The 429-nt window shown below is 44.8% G+C and carries 2 protein-coding genes; both read left to right on the plus strand.

Annotated features, from left to right (window positions below; all coding sequences use genetic code 11):
- Positions 1 to 258 (plus strand): DUF4254 domain-containing protein (locus HC175_RS19085; RefSeq protein ID WP_168139748.1); only part of this gene is annotated, 258 nt, incomplete at its 5' end.
- 9 nt (positions 259 to 267) lie between these two features.
- A partial coding sequence (locus HC175_RS24420) for a glycosyltransferase family protein (RefSeq protein ID WP_168139749.1) occupies positions 268 to 429 on the plus strand: 162 nt, incomplete at its 3' end.

Below are 429 nucleotides of genomic sequence, written 5' to 3' on the forward strand. Positions count from 1 at the left end.
GACCGTCTTTCTATCCTCGCCCTTAAGATCTATCATATGAATGAGGAGGCAAATCGTGTGGACGCCGGCCAGGAGCACATGATCAAATGCCAGGCAAAGCTGGATGTATTATTGGAGCAACGAGTGGACCTTTCTACAGCGATAAATCAATTACTTGAGGATATTGCCAATGGGGACAAATACATGAAGGTGTACAAACAAATGAAGATGTACAACGATGACGAGCTTAACCCTGTATTAAGAGGAGCCAAAAAATAACATTTTTCAATGGAAAGGCCCGGCCATATTTTAGTCATCCGTCTCTCTGCCATGGGAGATGTGGCCATGATGGTGCCGGTGCTAAAGGCTTTTTCTGAAAAATATCCCGATGTAAAGATCACCCTGCTCACCCGCGGATTTTTTGTCCCGCTCTTTAAAGACCTGCAGAAT

The sequence above is a fragment of the Salinimicrobium oceani genome, from assembly GCF_012037645.1.